This window comes from Rathayibacter sp. AY1B8, assembly GCF_002932775.1.
GTDB lineage: Bacteria > Actinomycetota > Actinomycetes > Actinomycetales > Microbacteriaceae > Rathayibacter.
Genome location: NZ_PSWJ01000001.1, coordinates 13,925 through 29,161 on the forward strand (window position 1 = coordinate 13,925; position 15,237 = coordinate 29,161).

Consider the following 15,237-nt stretch of genomic DNA (forward strand, 5'->3'; position numbering starts at 1 on the left):
CCCCTACGATCGAGCCATGCCGAGCATCCGGAGCCGCCGTCGGCCCCAGCCCCCGATCGAGTCCCCGGCGGGCGGGGGCGCCCGGTGAACGACACCCTCACCGGGATCCTGGACTTCGTCGTCAGCGTCCCCCCGGTCTGGCGGACGCTCCTCGCCGGACTCGCGATCTTCTTCGAGACCACGATCCTGGCGGGCCTCGTCGTCCCCGGCGACACGATCGTGATCGTCAGCGCGACCGGCGTGACCAGCCCGCTGCAGTTCGCGGCGCTGGCCGTCACGGTCGTCATCGGCGCCCTCTGCGGCGAGTCCGTCGGCTTCTACCTCGGCCGCTGGTTCGGGCCGCGGATCCGCGCGTCGCGCCTGGGACGCCGGCTCGGCGAGAAGAACTGGCTGAAGGCCGAGCGCTACCTCGCGCGGCGCGGCGGGTTCGCCGTGTTCCTCTCGCGCTTCCTGCCGGTGCTGCACTCGCTGATCCCGCTGACGGTGGGGATGAGCGGGATGCGCTATCGGACCTTCATGGCCTGGACGATCCCGGCGTGCGTGCTCTGGTCGTCCGCCTACGTCGGCGTCGGCGCGGCCGCGGCGGGCAGCTACCGGGAGCTCTCGGAGAGCCTGCACGGCGCCGGCTACGTCTTCGTGGGCGTCATCGTCGTCTTCGCCCTGCTCGTGCTCCTCGGGAAGAAGCTCCTGAACAGAGCGGAGGCGCGTCACCTCGACGAGTGACGCGCCTCCGGGCGTGGATCCGGGGAGGATCAGTCGACGAGACCCGCCGACTTCAGCCACTCGCCCGCGATCGCGGACGCGGACTTCTGCTCGTTGACGCTCTCGGAGTTGAGGGCGACGAGGTCGTCCGCCGTGAGCTTCGCGCTGACCGCGTTCAGCACCTCGGCCGCGTCGTCCGTGATCTTGCTCGAGACGATCGGCACGACGTTGTCGGCCACGAACAGTCCGTCCGGGTCCTCGAGAGCGACGAGGTCGTTCTTCTGGATGTTCGGGTCGGCCGTGTAGACGTTCGCCAGCTGGATCTGGTCGCTGGTGAGCGCGTCGACGGTGGTCGATCCGCCGCTGTCCTCGATCGCCTGGAAGGTGGTCGTGATGCCGTACTTCGACTGCAGGGTGTCGGGCCCGTAGGGGCGCGTCTGCAGCTCGGAGTTGCCGCCGACCACGATCGGGTCGGTGACGTTCTTGAGCGACGCGATGTCGGTCAGGTCCCACTTGTCGGCGAAGGCCTGGGTGACGGTGTACGAGTTCTGGTCGCTGGCCTCAGCGGCGTCGAGGGCGCGGAGGCCGTCGGGCAGCGCGTCGCCGAGCGCGGAGTACACGTCGTCGGCGGTGGTGGCCGTCGCGTCGGGCTCGAGCGCCTGCAGGAGGCTGCCGTCGTACTCCGGGAAGACGTCGATGGATCCGCTCTCGATCTCGGGCAGGTAGATCTCGCGCTGGCCGATGCGCAGCTGGCGGTCGACGGTGAAGCCGTCGTTCTCCAGCGCCTGCGCGTAGATCTCGGCGAGGATCTCGTTCGAGTAGTAGTCCTGCGAGCCGACCACGATGGTCTCGCTGCCCGCAGTCGCACCCGATCCCTCATCGAGCGGATCGCTCGAGGAACACCCTGCCAGTGCCACGACGGCACCGACCGCGAGTGCGCTGAGCGCGACACGGCCCTTCGTGAAATGTGCTGTGAACATTGCTATTTCCCTTCTTCGATGGGGATTCCCATCACCGCGCGTCGTCGGGGCGACGAAGCGCGGGAACCTGTGCGGCCGGCGGTGCCGGCCAGGCCGAGCACGACTCCGCGCGGCACGGCGAGCCGCTGGAGGAGGGCGAACAGGACCTCGCTGAGGAGCGTCAGCACGATCACCAGGATCGAGCCGGCGAGCATCTGCGGGTAGTCCCCCGACTTCACTCCGCGGAAGATGTACTGCCCGAGGCCGCCGGCGCCGATGTAGTCGGCGAGCGTGGCGGTCGCGATGATCTGCAGCGCCGCCGAGCGGAGCCCGCCGATCAGCAGCGGCAGCCCCAGCGGGATCTCGACCTTCGTCAGGATCTGCCACTCGGTCATGCCCATCGAGCGCGCCGCGTCGACCGTGCGGCGGTCGACCGCCTCGAGCCCGGAGTACGCGCCGGCGAGCACCGACGGGATCGCGAGCACGACGAGGGCGATCACCGGAGCGCCGAGGCCGAGCCCCAGGCTCATCGCCGCGAGGACGAGCACGCCCAGTGTCGGCAGGGCGCGCAGGCCGCCTGCGACCGGCACGGCGATGCCCTTGCCGCGCCCGGTGTGCCCGATCAGGTAGCCGATCGGGATCGCGATCGCGGCCGCGATCACGAGCACCAGCAGGCTGATGCCGACGTGCTGGGCGACACGGGTCGGGATCGCGTAGACCCCGGTCCAGTGCGCGGGGTCGGCGATCCAGGCGAAGGCCTCGGCGATGAGGTTCACGACGTCACCGCCCTCTCGACCGCGACCGGTCTGCGCGAGCGGCGCGTGCGGTCCAGAGCCGTCCAGGGCATGAGGAGACGGCCGATCAGCACCAGCAGTCCGTCGAGCACCAGCGCGAGGACGATCGTCAGGACGATGCCCGTGACGATCTCACCGGTGATGCCGCGCTGGAAGCCGTCGGTGAAGAGCAGGCCGAGGCTCTGGATCCCGAGCACCGCGCCGACCGTCACCAGGCTGACCGTGCTGACCGTGACCACGCGCAGGCCCGAGAGCAGGACCGGACCGGCCAGCGGGAACTCGACCCGCCAGAAGCGCGCCCAGCCGGAGTAGCCCATCGCGGTCGCCGACTGGCGGACGTCGTCCGACACCGCGCCCAGTGCGTCCGAGGTGGTGCGGACCATCAGCGCGACGCCGTAGAGGGTGAGGCCCGTGATCACGTTGGCGGTCGAGCGGAGCGGGATGCCCAGCAGGACCGGCAGCAGGATGAACATGGCCAGCGAGGGGATGGCGTAGAGCACGCCGAGCCCTGTCAGCAGGGTGCCGCGGCTCCAGCGGTAGCGGTTCGCGAACCAGCCGAACGGCAGCGAGACGAGGAAGCTGAGCAGGATCGGCGGGACCGACAGGGCCAGGTGCGCCAGCAGGTTCGCGACGATCGCGTCCGTGTTGTTGACGACCCAGTTCACGCGGCGGGGCCGTCCTGCGCGCGCAGCACTCCGGTCGGGCGCCCGTCGCCGTCGACCACGATGCGGGCGCCGTCGCGCTCCTCGATCCGGAGCGAGCGCTTGCCGCGGTCGGCACCGACGAAGCCGGCGACGAACTCGCTCGCGGGGTTCGCCAGGATCTCGGCGGGCGAGCCCTTCTGCGCGATCCGGCCGCCCTTCTCGAGGATGACGACCTGGTCGCCGAGGAGGAACGCCTCGTCGATGTCGTGGGTGACGAAGACCACGGTCTTGTCGAGCTCGTCCTGGAGCCGCAGGGTCTCGCGCTGCAGGTCGGCGCGCACGAGAGGGTCGACCGCGCCGAACGGCTCGTCCATCAGCAGGATGTTCGGGTCGACCGCCAGGCCGCGCGCCACACCGACGCGCTGCTGCTGGCCGCCTGAGAGCTGGCTGGGGTACCGGGCGGCGAGCGCACGGTCCAGTCCGACCGTGTCCATCAGCTCGAGCGCGCGGGCGTGCGCCTGCTTCTTGGCGACCCCGTTCAGCCTCGGCACGGTCGCGATGTTGTCGATGACCTTGCGGTGCGGCAGGAGGCCGGAGTTCTGCATCACGTAGCCGATGCGGCGGCGGAGCGCGACGGCGGGCAGGGACGAGATGTCCTCGCCGTCGATCTCGATGGTGCCGGAGGTCGGCTCGATCATCCGGTTGATCATGCGGAGGATCGTGGTCTTCCCGCAGCCGGAGGAGCCGACGAAGACCGTCGTCTGCCGGGAGGGCAGCACGAGCGAGAAGTCGTCGACCGCCCGCGTGCCGTCCGGGTACTGCTTGCTGACGTTGCGGAACTCGATCACGAGGCCGCCCGCCGTCCGGCGGTGTGCGCGCCGATCTGTCCCTGGTCCACGACTGTGCCCGCTCTCGCTCCGCGCGTCCGGCCGTTGCACGGCCCGCGGCCCCGAACGGGGCCAGGCGGCAAGGAAAACACCAATAGCAGCCGCCTGCCAACCCGGACCGCGAAGTGTTGCGGGATGTTCCGAGAGCGACTAGGGCCTTGACAGCCCGGGCGCGTCAGGACTCCTCGACCGCTCCGTAGTGCGAGGTCATGTAGTGGCGCAGCAGTGAGCGGCTCTCGTCGATGAAGCGCTGGTCGCCGTTGGGGTCGATGAGGAACGCGCGCGTGAGCAGCGCGTCCGCGACCTCGATGGTCACCTCGAGGCGGAAGGACAGCTGCGCGCCGCCCGGGAGGCCGTACTCGGACGCGAGGATCTCGGCGAAGCGGCGGGCGAAGAAGCCGGCCTCGAACGCCTCGCCCGCGACCTCGGGGGCGTGGATCGTGTCGACGAAGCGGATGGAGCGGAAGCCCGGCTCGTTGCGGTGCATCTCGCAGAAGGCGTCGATCGCGCAGTCGACCGCGCCCCACCAGTTGCCCGGGTGGGTGTCGCGGATCTCGGTGATGACGCGGCGGCGGAAGCGCTCGAGGGCCCGCTCGCGCAGCGCCTGGAGGACGGCGATGCGGTCCGGGAAGTAGCGGTAGACCGTGCCGATCGCGGCTCCCGCGCGCTCGGCGACCATCGCCGTGGTCAGGCGGTCGAAGCCGACCTCGTCGACGACGGCGGCCGCCGCGTCGAGCAGCGAGGCGAGACGGGCGGCGCTGCGCACCTGCACCGGCTCGTTGCGGACCTGGGACGATTCACCGAACGGTCGATCGACGAGGTTTCCAAGAGGCACGGCGGGCTCCTTCGGTCGTGGTTCCTACAATCGTACGCACGGCGACCGCCGGTCGGGGTCGTCTCATCGAAAGTCCCTCGTGTTTCGCGCCCCCGGAAGGGCGACGGCTCCGCGGGTCCGATACACCCGGGAGAAACCATGTGCGGACGCTTCGTCCTCTCGCAGACCACCGCCGACCTGGTGGCGCTCTTCGACATCGACGGGCCGGGCGCCGACCTTCCGGAGCCGTCCTGGAACATCGCGCCGACCCAGCGGATCGCCGTCGTCGCGGAGTCGATGAAGGGGGTCGAGGAGGGCAGCCCGCCGCGGCGCCGGCTCGCCGGAGCCCGCTGGGGCCTGATGCCCCGCTCCGCCGCCGACCCGTCCGCGGGGCCGCCGCTGTTCAACGCGCGGATCGAGTCCGTCGCCGAGAAGCCGTCGTTCCGCGAGTCCTACGCCTCCCGGCGCGCGATCGTGCCCGCCTCGGGCTGGTACGAGTGGCGGGTCGGCGCGGACGGGGCGAAGGCACCCGTCTACGTCTCGCCGGGCGAGGGCTCGCTCCTCCTGTTCGCCGGTCTCTACGAGTGGTGGCGCTCGGCCCAGCCGGGCTCTCCGTGGCTGCTCTCGGCGACGGTCCTCACCCGCCCCTCCGCCGGGCCGCTCGCCGAGGTGCACGAGCGGATGCCCGTGCTGCTGCAGCCGGAGCTGATCGAGGACTGGCTGGACCCGGCGTCCCCCGGGGACGGCGAGCTGCTGCGCGCGGCCGCCGAGGGCGCGGCCGAGCTGGCCGAGGAGCTCGAGGTGCACGGCGTCGGCGCGGCCGTGGGCTCCGTCTCGGCGAACGGCCCCGAGCTGATCGAGCCCACCGGAGCCTGACGATCGCGTGAGAGCGCGATCCGCGGTCCGGCATCCGGTCTGACAGACTGGGCGGATGCCGCTGACGCCCGAGAGCAAGCCCCTGAGCGCAGGCAAGGCGGAGGTCATGCACCGCGCCGCCCGCCTCGAGGACCGACTCCACTCCTTCCGGATGAGGCGCGTGAAGCGCAAGGGCTACGTCCCGAGGGTCATCCCCTACACCGGCTACGGCTCGACGACGCAGCTGCGCGTCCTGGCCCGCGTCCTCTACACGCGGCCGACCCCTCCCGGGGTCGAGGAGGTCCGCCCCGTCGAGGGCGTGCGCGGCTGGCGGAGCTTCACCAGCGTCTTCGTGAGCGGGGCCGTCGTGACCGTCGAGGCCGACGGGCAGACCCACCGGGTGACGGCCGACCGCGGCGGAGTCGTCGACGCGGACCTCCCGATCACGCTCGAGCCCGGCTGGCACACCATCACCTTCTCGACCGCGGGCTCGAAGCCCGTCGAGGCGCCCGTCTTCATCGTGCGTCCGGAGTCGCGGCTGGGCGTCGTGTCGGACGTGGACGACACGGTGATGGTCACCGCGCTCCCCCGCCCCTTCGTCGCCGCCTGGAACACCTTCGTGCTCGACGAGCACGCCCGGATGCCCACGCCCGGCATGGCGGTCTTCCTCGACCGCTTCGCCCGGCAGTACGAGGGCTCCCCGGTCATCTACCTCTCCACCGGCGCGTGGAACGTCGCCCCGGCGCTCACCCGCTTCCTGTCGCGGCACCTGTACCCGGCCGGAGCGCTCCTCCTGACCGACTGGGGCCCGACGCACGACCGCTGGTTCCGCAGCGGCAAGCAGCACAAGGAGATGAACCTCCGCCGACTCGCGGCCGAGTTCCCGGACGTGCGCTGGCTGCTGGTCGGCGACGACGGGCAGCACGACGAGGAGATCTACTCCGACTTCGCGGACGAGCACCCCGACAAGGTCGCGGCGATCGCGATCCGCCAGCTCTCCACAGGCGAGGCGGTGCTCGCGGGAGGCCGCTCCAAGGCCGAGGACCGCTCCCTGACCAGCGGCACGACCTGGGTCTTCGCGCCCGACGGCGCGGGCATCTCCGAGCAGCTGACGGAGCTCGGCATCCTCTGATCCCGGACCGGCTCCGGGAACGACGGAGCCGTCCGCTCCCCGGGGGAAGGGACGGCTCCGGTCGATCGGCTCGGACTACGCCTGGTGGGCGGCCTGCAGGTCGAGGGTGATGGTGACCTTCTCGCCGATGAGCACGCCACCGGTCTCGAGGGCCGCGTTGTAGGTCAGACCGAAGTCGGTGCGGTCGATGGTGGCCTTGGCGGTGAGGCCGGCCTTGTAGTTGCCGTAGGGGTCGGTGCCGAAGCCGCCGAACTCCACCTCGAAGGTGACGGGCTTGGTGGTGCCCTTGATGGTGAGCTCGCCGTCGACGAGGAAGTCGTCGCCGTTCGGGCGGACGGCGGTCGAGACGAAGTGGATCTCCGGGTACTGCTCGGCCTCGAAGAAGTCGCCGGTGCGGAGGTGGCCGTCGCGGTTGGGCTCGTTGGTGTTGACGGAGGCGACCTCGGCGGTGGCCTCGACCTTGGAGTCGAGCGGGTTCTCGCCGGTGGTGAACGTGGCGGTGAAGCGCTCGAACTTGCCCTTGACCTTGCTGATCATCAGGTGGCGGACGCTGAACGCGACCTCGCTGTGGGTGGGGTCGATGACCCAGGTGCCGGCCTTGTAGCCGGGGATGGTGACGGTGTCGGTCATGGTTTCTCCTCGAGTGTGACGGTCGTCGCGGGGAGAGCGTCCCCGTCCGATGTATGCAAGCGCATCGACGTCGATCAGTATTCCATGTAGCGACAACTATTTCATCCACGTTCCGTCGAAGGATCGGCGGACACCGCGTGAACACGGAGCGCCGCACCCCGGACGGGGGTCGGAGACGCTCCCCGAGCAGTCGTCAGCGGTCGGCGGGAGCCGGGTTGCGGATGCCGAGGAGGGAGACGACGCCGCCGGCGACCAGGAGGGCGGAGGTCGCGACGGCGGCACGGGAGAAGCCCTCGACGTCGAGCGAGTCGCCGACCACGAGCGAGGTCGCGGCGATGGCGACCAGCCCCGCGATGCGCGAGACGGCGTTGTTCACGGCGGAGCCGACTCCGCTGTGCCCGTCCTCCACCGCGCCGAGGATCGTCGAGGTCAGCGGAGCGACCGTCACCGCGAGGCCGAAGCCGAAGAGGAGGATCCCCGGCAGCAGCTGGGTGGCGTAGTCGGCGCCCTCGTCGACGAAGGAGAGCAGGAGGAACCCGGCCGCGGCGATCAGCGGTCCGACGCCCATGAAGAGCCGCGGGCCGAACCGCGCCGACAGCGACCCGGAGACCTGCGAGAGCAGGAGCAGCAGGATCGTCGGCGGGAGCGTCGCGAGCCCGGCCAGGGTCGCCGAGAAGCCCAGGGTCTGCTGCAGGAACAGGCCCAGCGCGAAGAAGCCGAAGGAGAGCGCGCCGTAGACGAACGCCGTCGAGACGTTGCCGACGGTGAAGTTCCGCGACGCGAAGAGCGACAGCGGCAGCATCGGATGCGCCGCTCGCCGCTCCCACACGACGAACGCGACGAGGGCGGCGACTCCCCCGATCAGGGCGGTCAGCACGAGCGGATGCTGGATCCCGAGCCGCTCCTGCTCGATCAGCGCGAACACCGGCCCTCCCAGGCCGATCACCCCGAGCACGGCGCCGACGCCGTCGATCGGCACCCGGGTCCCCGAGTCGACCGCGCCGAGCCTGCCCAGCAGGACCAGCGTCACCGCGATCGGCAGCAGGTTGAGCGCGAAGACGTACCGCCACGAGCCCGCGTCCACCAGCAGGCCGCCGAGCACGGGGCCGGCGATCGTCGCCGTGCCGGTCCAGGCCGTCCACGCGCCGATGGTCCGGGCCTGCGCGGCGCCGTGGACGGTCGCGATGATGAGGGCGAGCGAGCTGGGCACGAGGATCGCGCCGGCGGCGCCCTGGAGCATCCGCGCCACGATGAGGACCTCGGCGGTGGGGGCCAGCGCGCACAGCAGCGAGGTGACACCGAAGCCGATCAGGCCGATGGTCATGCTGCGGGCCCGGCCGATGCGGTCGGCGAGCGAGCCGGCCACGAGGATCAGCGCGCCGAGCGTGATCAGGTACCCGTCGACCACCCACTGCTGCACCGCGAGCCCGCCGCCGAGCTCGCGGGTGATGGCGGGCAGGGCGACGTTGACGACGGTGCCGTCGAGGAAGGCGACGAAGGAGGCGAGGACGGCCACCACGAGCACCGCGCGGCGGCGCGTCTCGGCGGGGTCGGCGGAGGCGGTCATGCTCGGGCTCTGGTCACCCGCTCACCGTACCGGCGGCCGCCGCTCCCGGGGCCGGGAGGGCGGGCATCCGGGCCCCCGAGCGCGGCCGCACGACGGATCCAGACTCGTCGCATACTCTCGTAGCCATGTCTGCGCAAGGAACCGCCCGCGGCGGCGTGCTCGCCCGGGTCCTCGGGATCGTCGGAGCCAGCCTCGCCGGGGGCCTGCTGATCACGGTCGGGGTCACTCCCGCCCTCGCCGTCACCGGTCTCGCCGAGAACAACCCGATCGGGCTGTTCGAGACGGTGCCGGAGTACCTCGAGCTCGGCCAGCTGGCCCAGAAGACCGAGATCTACGCCAAGCGCACCGACGGCTCGGACGAGCTGCTCGCCTCCTTCTACGCGCAGAACCGCGAGGAGGTGGCCTTCGACCAGGTCAGCCAGTCCGTGAAGGACGCGGCGGTCTCGACCGAGGACCCGCGCTTCTACGACCACGGCGGCGTCGACCTGCAGGGCACGATCCGCGCGGTGCTCAGCAACATCGTCGGCGGGGACCTCCAGGGCGGATCCTCCATCACCCAGCAGTACGTCAAGAACGTCCTCGTGCAGAAGGCGGAGTCGCTGAGCGCGACCGACGAGGCCGCCTCGGAGGCCGCCTACGAGGAGGCGACCGCGACCACTCCGAGTCGGAAGCTCAAGGAGATGAAGCTCGCCGTCGACCTCGAGAAGAAGTACAGCAAGGACGACATCCTCCTCGGCTACCTCAACATCGCGGGCTTCGGCGGTCAGGTCTACGGCATCCAGGCGGCGGCCGAGTACTACTTCTCGACCACCGCGGCCGACCTGAGCCTGGCGCAGGCCGCGAGCCTGATCGCCACGGTCAACAACCCCAACGGCCTCAGGATCGACCAGCCCGAGAACATCCCGGACAACAAGGTCCGCCGCGACTACGTCCTCGACCAGATGCTGCAGGAGGGGAAGATCTCGCAGGCCGACCACGACGCCGCCGTCGCCGAGGAGGTCGTCCCCGCGATCACGCAGACGCCCACCGGCTGCCAGACCGCCGGCAACGCGGCCTTCTTCTGCGACTACATCACCCGCGTCGTCCAGAACGACCCGGCGTTCGGCGACGACGCGGACACCCGCCTCGCGAACTTCCAGCGCGGCGGCTACAAGATCTACACGACGCTCGACCGCGACCTGCAGGACACCGCGGCCAACGCGACGAACAACGCCGTCCCCAAGGTCCCCACCCTCGACACCAACATCGGCAGCGCGACCGTCTCGATGGAGGTCGGCACCGGCCGGATCCTGGCGATGGTGCAGAACAAGGACTACGACGCGGCCGGCGCCGTGAACGGCGCGAACTTCTCCGCCGTCAACTTCAACACCGACACGGCCTACGGCGGCTCCGCCGGGTTCCAGGTCGGATCGACCTACAAGGTGTTCACGCTCGCGCAGTGGCTCGCGAGCGGACGCACCCTGAACGAGACGATCAACGGCCGAGAGCGCACCTTCTCGGGCTTCCCCGCCAGTTGCGCGCCGGGCGGCGAGCTCGACACCTCCTACGAGGTCAACAACGACGACAGCGAGAACGGCAGCTACAGCGTGCTGACCGGCACGATGCAGTCGATCAACACCGTCTACGTCTCGATGGCGCAGCAGCTCGACCTCTGCGCGATCCGCGACCGCGCGGTCGGCTTCGGCGTGAAGGCGGCCGACGGCGGCGAGGTCGACTACAAGCCGTCCGCCGTCCTCGGCTCGGACACGCTCATCTCCCCCCTCTCGATGGTCACCGCCTTCGCCGGCTTCGCCAACAACGGCACCGCCTGCTCCGCGATCGCCATCGACTCGATCACCGACGCGACCGGCGCCGCCGTCCAGCCGCCGACCTCCACCTGCAACCAGGCCCTCAGCCCCGAGCTGACGGCGGTCGCGAACTACGCCCTGCAGCGCGTCGTCACCGGCGGCACGGCCGCCCAGTCCGACCCGGACGACGGCATCGAGCACATCGGCAAGACGGGCACCACCGACAACGCGGAGTCGACCTGGATGGACGGGGCGAGCTCGCGCGTCGCGACCGTGGTCTGGGTGGGCAACATCGACGGCCACACCTCGATGCGCGAGGTCCGCTTCCCGAACTCGGAGCTCGAGAGCCGCCCGTACGCCTCCAACATCCGCCACTACATCTGGAACTCGGTGATGACCCGCGCCGACCAGAAGTACGGCGGAGACGACTTCGAGGAGCCCAGCAGCGCCCTGCTGAACGGCCGCCAGATCGCCGTGCCGACCGTCTCCGGCCGCTCGGTCGACGACGCCACGGAGGCGCTGGAGGACCTCGGCTTCGACGTCGAGGAGGGGGCGACCATCGACTCGTCGCTCCCGGCCGGCGTGGTGGCGGGCACCGACCCGGCCGCGGGCACGACCGTCGCGCGCTACTCCGACATCGCCCTGCTGATCAGCAACGGCTCGCAGGTCCCGGCTCCCGCCACCCAGGCACCGGCTCCGGCTCCGACCGGCACGGGAGTCCCCGCTACCGAGGCTCCCCCGGCGACGCCCACGGCGACCCCGACAGCGACAGCCACGGCGACTCCGACGGCGGAGGTCGAGGAGTGAGCTTCGACGCGGACTTCCTCGGCGTCCCCGCGGGTGCGCCGCTCCTGAGGGTCGAGCGCCCGGTGCGGCTCCTGCCGTACACGCACTTCGAGGTGCTGCTGGATCCGGAGCGGCGCCTGGCCGTCTCGACGGCCGTGAACATCGACGGCGCGCGCCTGGTCGAGCTCGGCCGCGGCGACGACTGGCACCTCGACGACCGCATCCCCGCCTCCGAGCAGACCGGGCCGGAGGTGTACGCCCGCAACGACCTCGACCGCGGCCACCTGGTCCGCCGCCGCGACCCCGTCTGGGGCGACCGGGACGAGGCCGCCGCGGCCAACCGCGACAGCTTCTGCTACACGAACGCCGCGCCCCAGGCGAGCGGCTTCAACCAGTCGCAGGAGCTGTGGCTCGGGCTCGAGACGCTGGTGCTCGAGTACGCGCAGACCTGGCGCACGCGCCTGAGCGTCTTCACCGGGCCCGTGCTCGCGGACGACGACCCGGTCTACCGCGGTACGGGCATCCCCCGCCGCTTCTGGAAGATCGCGGCGTGGAGCCCGGACGGATCGACGCTCGCGACGAGCGCGTACCTGCTCGACCAGAGCGAGCTCGTGGAGCGCGTGCGCGAGGGCCTGGTGCCGCTCGGCGGCTTCAGGACGTTCCAGCTGCCGGTCGCCGCGATCGGCGAGCTGACAGGTCTCGACGTGGACCTCCTCGCCGGGGCCGACGTGCTCGGCTCGGCAGGACTCCGGCCGGAGCCGTGGCGCGAGATCGTCGAGCCGTCCGACGTGGCGAGCGGCCTCCTCCCCCGCTGAGGCTCCGCCGGGGGCAGGATGGGCGGATGAGCACCCCCGTCCTGGTCGAGATCACCTCCGGCGCCGTCGTCCTCCGCGACCCGGAGGGTCCGCTCGTCCGCGTCGACGAGGCGGGCTACCTCCGCGGCGACGGCGTCTTCGAGACCGTCGCGGTCCTCGACGGACGTCCCCGCGCGCTCACTGAGCACCTCGAGCGGCTGGCCGGATCGGCCCGGGCCGTCGGGCTGACGATCCCGGAGGCGCCGCTCTGGTCCCGAGCGGTCGACCTCGCCGTGGCGGAGCACGACCGGGTCGACGACCTGACAGTCCGCTTCATCGCCGCCCACGGCTCGGGCGACTCCGCCCGGTGCACCGTGCGCGCGGCTCCGACTCCCGACTCGAGCGCGCTCCGGGAGAAGGGCGCGGCCGTCGTCGTGCTGGACCGCGGGTACGAGAGCGGTCCGCTCGCGCCGTGGCTGCTCCCGGGCGTCAAGACCACCTCGGGCGCCGTCACCCGGGCGGCGCTGCGCGAGGCGGCATCCCGGGGCGCGGACGACGTGGTCTGGCGCACGAGCGACGGGCTGCTCCTCGAGGGAGCGACGTCGAGCCTGGTGCTCCTCGGCGACGGGGTGCTCGCGACGCCGCTCTCGGGCAGCGTGCTCGCCGGCACGACGGTCGAGCGGGTCCTCGCGCTGGGCGAGCGCCGCGGGCTCGCGTCGTCGCGCCGCGAGCTGCCGGTCTCGGCGCTCACCGGTGCCGATGCGGCGTGGCTGGTGTCGAGCACCCGGCGGGCGATCCCCGTCCGCTCGGTCGACGGCGCACCGCTCGCGATCGACGCCGGCCTGACGGCGGCGTTCGAGGCGGGGCTGCTCGCCGGCTGACCGCGTCCGCGGCTCGGACTCCCTGCGCGTCAGGCCGCTGCGGCCAGCGCGCGGGAGGTGTGCGGGCCGACGCCGGCCTCCTCCGCGTCTCCGAGATCGGCGAGCGTGTCGACGTCCAGCCTCAGCGTCGACGAGCCGGGCAGCACGACGACGGCGCAGCCCGCGTCGCGGTGCCGGGCCAGCGAGCCCGGGCCGAACGCCGGAGCGACGAGGGCTCCGGCCGCCAGCAGGAGCGCCGTGGTGCCGCTCCCCTCGCGGTCCGGGACGACGGCCGGGAGCGACCGCGTCGCGAGCGCCTCGGAGAGGTCCGACGGCAGCAGGGCGGGCAGGTCCCCGGTCAGCACGATCACCGGGGCGCCCGGCCGGCGGTGCAGGGCGGCCTCGGCTCCCCCCGACACGGCGGTGTCGAGGGTCCCCGGGTCGGGCACCACCACCAGCTGCGGGTGCTCCGCCCGTGCGCGGTCGGCCGCACCGGCGTCGGAGGTGACCAGGAGAAGGCTCGTCACCGGCTCCGCGGCGGCCACGGCGGCGAGCGTGTCCAGGAGGAACGCCTCGGCCAGCGCCGCGCGGCCCGGCACGTCGAGGCGCGTCTTCGAGCCGCCGCGGCCCTTGAACACGACGACCGCGCTCCAGCCGGTCACGCGCGCTCCTCGCGCGAGGCGGCTCCGGCCGCGAAGCCCTCGGCGAAGGCCTCGTCGGCGCCGAGGCGGAACATGTCGTCGGGGCCCGTGCGGGTCAGCGTGCGGGCGCCCGGGCTCTCGACTCCCGTCACCAGGCGGGCGAGCCCGCGGACGACGGCGACGGGGCGACCGCTCGCCTTGCCCTTCACCAGGTCGCCGAGCGCGGCGATCTCGTCCGCCACGGCCGGCATGGTCACTCCGAGCGTGCGCCCCAGGGCGTCGACCCCGCCGCGGAGGTCGTCGATCACGAGGACGCCCGCGGCTCCGATGGCCGCGTCGGTCTGTCCGACGCGCCAGGCGCGGCCCAGGGTGTCGCTGACGAGCACACCCACCTGCACGCCGAGCCGCTCCCGGAGGCCCGCGCAGAGGGCCCGCGCCGAGGCGTCCGGGTCGACGGGGAGGAGGAGGACCGTCCCCTCCGCGACGTTGCTGGCGTCGACTCCGGCCGCCGCCTGCACGATCCCGAGGCGGTTCTCCACGATGCGGGTGACGCCGGACCCGTGCGCCCGGGTGGCGACGACGCGGACGGTCTCGGCCGTGATCGCGTCCTCGCGGTCGGCCGCGGCGACGACGCGCCCCTCCGCCTTCGAGACGATCTTGCTCGTGACCACGAGGATGTCCCCGTCCTCGGGCCGGTCCTCCTCGGCGGCGGCGGCGACGGCCGCGAGGATCAGCTCGAGCAGGTCGTCACCGGGAGTCACCTCCGGGATGCCGTCGAGGGCCCAGGCCTGCACGCGCGTCTCGCTCACCGGTCCATTCTCCCGGCTGCCGCGGGCGCCCGGGTCCACGGCCCGGGATCGCCCGGGTGGACGATCGGCGGCGCCTCAGCCGGCGGCGAGGTACGCGGCGACCGCGGGCGGCACGTAGGGGGCGACGTCGCCGCCGAGGGAGGAGACCTGCCGCACCAGCGAGCTCGACACGTGGGCGTGTGCGGGATCGGGCAGGAGGAACACCGTCTCGACGTGCGCGAGGTTGCGGTTCACGATCGCCATGGGGGTCTCGTACGCCACGTCGACCTGCGAGCGGATGCCCTTCACCAGGATGCTCGCGCCGACGTCGGTGCAGTAGTCGACGAGCAGGCCCATGCTCCACGAGGCGACGACGATCCGCCCCTCGACCCCCGCCTCCGCGATCGACTGCTCGATGAGCGAGACGCGCTGGGCGATCGGCAGCAGCGCGGTCTTGGCGGGGTTGTGGACCACCACCACGTGCAGCTCGTCGACCAGGCGCGCGGCCCGCTCGATCACGTCGAGATGACCGAGGGTCACGGGGTCGAAAGAGCCGGGGACGACGGCGATGCGGGCCATGCCGACAGAGTAGCGGGC

The 15,237-nt window shown here is 72.1% G+C and carries 16 protein-coding genes; 6 read left to right on the plus strand and 10 right to left on the minus strand.

The annotated features are described in order from the left end of the window. Positions 1-84: 84 nt before the first annotated feature. The gene (locus tag C5C63_RS00055; RefSeq protein WP_104223112.1) at positions 85-723 is read left to right on the plus strand and encodes a DedA family protein; all 639 of its coding nucleotides are present in this window, start codon (positions 85-87) and stop codon (positions 721-723) included. 29 nt (positions 724-752) lie between these two features. On the opposite strand, the gene C5C63_RS00060 is transcribed toward C5C63_RS00055, so the two are convergent. The 5 genes from C5C63_RS00060 to C5C63_RS00080 all read right to left on the minus strand — a co-directional run bounded on the left by C5C63_RS00060 (position 753) and on the right by C5C63_RS00080 (position 4,821). Further along, on the minus strand, positions 753-1,682 hold the full coding sequence (locus C5C63_RS00060; protein ID WP_104223111.1) for an ABC transporter substrate-binding protein: 930 nt from the start codon (positions 1,680-1,682) through the stop codon (positions 753-755). Positions 1,683-1,684: 2 nt separating this feature from the next. Then, on the minus strand, positions 1,685-2,437 hold the full coding sequence (locus tag C5C63_RS00065) for an ABC transporter permease (RefSeq protein WP_104225632.1): 753 nt from the start codon (positions 2,435-2,437) through the stop codon (positions 1,685-1,687). After that, positions 2,434-3,120 (minus strand): ABC transporter permease, encoded by a 687-nt coding sequence (locus C5C63_RS00070; RefSeq protein WP_104223109.1) that lies wholly within the window; start codon positions 3,118-3,120, stop codon positions 2,434-2,436. Before C5C63_RS00070 ends, C5C63_RS00065 begins: the two co-directional genes overlap by 4 nt. Beyond that, entirely contained in the window at positions 3,117-3,947 is an 831-nt protein-coding gene (locus C5C63_RS00075; protein ID WP_104225631.1) for an ABC transporter ATP-binding protein, read from the minus strand. Before C5C63_RS00075 ends, C5C63_RS00070 begins: the two co-directional genes overlap by 4 nt. A 214-nt stretch (positions 3,948-4,161) precedes the next feature. Continuing rightward, positions 4,162-4,821: a TetR/AcrR family transcriptional regulator gene (locus C5C63_RS00080; protein ID WP_104223107.1), complete on the minus strand. Its 660-nt coding sequence runs from the start codon at positions 4,819-4,821 to the stop codon at positions 4,162-4,164. Between the two features lie 138 nt (positions 4,822-4,959). Here C5C63_RS00080 and C5C63_RS00085 point away from each other — a divergent pair, with 138 nt between their 5' ends. Both C5C63_RS00085 and C5C63_RS00090 read left to right on the plus strand, forming a co-directional pair. Then, positions 4,960-5,676 carry an SOS response-associated peptidase gene (locus C5C63_RS00085; RefSeq protein WP_104325298.1) on the plus strand — a complete coding sequence of 239 codons (717 nt, stop codon included), beginning with the start codon at positions 4,960-4,962 and terminating at the stop codon, positions 5,674-5,676. A 55-nt stretch (positions 5,677-5,731) separates the two neighbouring features. Then, on the plus strand, positions 5,732-6,787 hold the full coding sequence (locus C5C63_RS00090) for an App1 family protein (RefSeq protein WP_244230626.1): 1,056 nt from the start codon (positions 5,732-5,734) through the stop codon (positions 6,785-6,787). Positions 6,788-6,862: 75 nt separating this feature from the next. Here the strand turns inward: C5C63_RS00090 and C5C63_RS00095 are convergent, their stop codons facing one another. Together C5C63_RS00095 and C5C63_RS00100 are read right to left on the minus strand one after the other, a co-directional pair. After that, on the minus strand, positions 6,863-7,417 hold the full coding sequence (locus C5C63_RS00095) for a YceI family protein (RefSeq protein ID WP_104237910.1): 555 nt from the start codon (positions 7,415-7,417) through the stop codon (positions 6,863-6,865). A 193-nt stretch (positions 7,418-7,610) separates the two neighbouring features. Continuing rightward, entirely contained in the window at positions 7,611-8,984 is a 1,374-nt protein-coding gene (locus C5C63_RS00100; RefSeq protein WP_104325299.1) for a DHA2 family efflux MFS transporter permease subunit, read from the minus strand. Positions 8,985-9,109: 125 nt separating this feature from the next. Here C5C63_RS00100 and C5C63_RS00105 point away from each other — a divergent pair, with 125 nt between their 5' ends. Genes C5C63_RS00105 through C5C63_RS00115 form a run of 3 tightly spaced genes read left to right on the plus strand, consistent with a single transcriptional unit; the run spans position 9,110 to position 13,232 of the window. Then, on the plus strand, positions 9,110-11,578 hold the full coding sequence (locus tag C5C63_RS00105) for a transglycosylase domain-containing protein (protein WP_104291479.1): 2,469 nt from the start codon (positions 9,110-9,112) through the stop codon (positions 11,576-11,578). Continuing rightward, positions 11,575-12,372, plus strand: coding sequence for a DNA/RNA non-specific endonuclease (locus C5C63_RS00110; RefSeq protein ID WP_104246547.1), 798 nt, complete (start codon positions 11,575-11,577; stop codon positions 12,370-12,372). Before C5C63_RS00105 ends, C5C63_RS00110 begins: the two co-directional genes overlap by 4 nt. A 26-nt stretch (positions 12,373-12,398) precedes the next feature. Next, positions 12,399-13,232, plus strand: a complete 834-nt coding sequence (locus C5C63_RS00115; RefSeq protein WP_104291480.1) for an aminotransferase class IV — start codon at positions 12,399-12,401, stop codon at positions 13,230-13,232. A 29-nt stretch (positions 13,233-13,261) separates the two neighbouring features. On the opposite strand, the gene cofC is transcribed toward C5C63_RS00115, so the two are convergent. The 3 genes from cofC to coaD form a co-directional block, all read right to left on the minus strand. After that, positions 13,262-13,873, minus strand: a complete 612-nt coding sequence (gene cofC / locus C5C63_RS00120) for a 2-phospho-L-lactate guanylyltransferase (RefSeq protein WP_104325300.1) — start codon at positions 13,871-13,873, stop codon at positions 13,262-13,264. Then, positions 13,870-14,661 (minus strand): coenzyme F420-0:L-glutamate ligase, encoded by a 792-nt coding sequence (locus C5C63_RS00125; protein ID WP_258065356.1) that lies wholly within the window; start codon positions 14,659-14,661, stop codon positions 13,870-13,872. The genes cofC and C5C63_RS00125 overlap by 4 nt, the downstream gene beginning before the upstream one ends. 75 nt (positions 14,662-14,736) lie before the next feature. Next, a complete protein-coding gene (gene coaD / locus C5C63_RS00130; protein WP_104223138.1) occupies positions 14,737-15,219 on the minus strand; it encodes a pantetheine-phosphate adenylyltransferase in 483 nt (160 codons plus the stop codon). Positions 15,220-15,237 lie beyond the last annotated feature (18 nt).